The organism is Xenorhabdus eapokensis (assembly GCF_001908105.1).
Genome location: NZ_MKGQ01000139.1, coordinates 1 through 861, shown reverse-complemented (window position 1 = coordinate 861; position 861 = coordinate 1). Strand labels below are relative to the sequence as shown.

Sequence of the window (861 nt, the reverse complement as noted above, 5' to 3'; positions counted from 1 at the left end):
ATTTTTGCCGTTTTTTCATTCCTCAATGGGAACAATTTTGTCTTGAGAGTGGGCATCGTTTACGCCGCCGACAAGGTCATATGTATCCCAGTGAAATCATGACCATTTTGATCCTTTTTCATATGTCGCATTACCGTGATTTTAAAAATTTTTATTTGAAACATATTTGGCAATACCACCACCGCGACTTCTCCACTTTACTCAGTTATACCCGTTTTATCAGCGTTGCCCCTTCCGTTTTGGTGCCACTATGTAGCTATCTGACTCAATTAAAAGGGAAACCCACAGGCATTGCTTTTATTGATTCCACCAGTTTGAGTGTCTGCCATAACATTCGCATCCCTCGACATAAGGTCTTTGCGGGAATCGCACAGCGTGGAAAAAATTCAATGGGATGGTTTTATGGTTTCAAATTACATTTGGTTGTCAATCATCAGGGGGAAATTCTCGCGCTTAAAGTCACGGCCGGTAATGTGGATGATCGGGAACCTGTTCGCGAATTAACCACAGAATTAATGGGTTCTCTTTACGGCGATAAAGGTTATCTGAGTCAGGAATTGGCGGACGATTTAGCCAAAAGCGGTGTCACTTTCATCACGAAAAAACGGCGTAACATGAAAGCCTGTATGCAAGCTGAGTGGGATAAGATAATGTTAAAAAAGCGTTTTATCATTGAAACGATTAATGGACAATTAAAATTAATTTCTCAGATAGAGCATTCTCGCCACCGAAGTATAAGAGGATTTATGTTGACCGTTTTAGGTGGACTGATCGCTTACTGCCTTAAATTGAAAAAACCATCACTGGAAGTTTTCTATTCAGAAGACGCTGTTCCAATGATGGCTTAAGCAGAATTCGGGT

General features: G+C 40.8%; 1 protein-coding gene. It reads left to right on the top strand.

Annotation, left to right across the window (positions count from 1 at the left end):
- Nucleotides 1–848: IS982 family transposase (locus Xedl_RS19805; RefSeq protein ID WP_074025444.1), on the top strand; the 848-nt coding region annotated here is incomplete at its 5' end.
- Between the last annotated feature and the right edge of the window lie 13 nt (nt 849–861).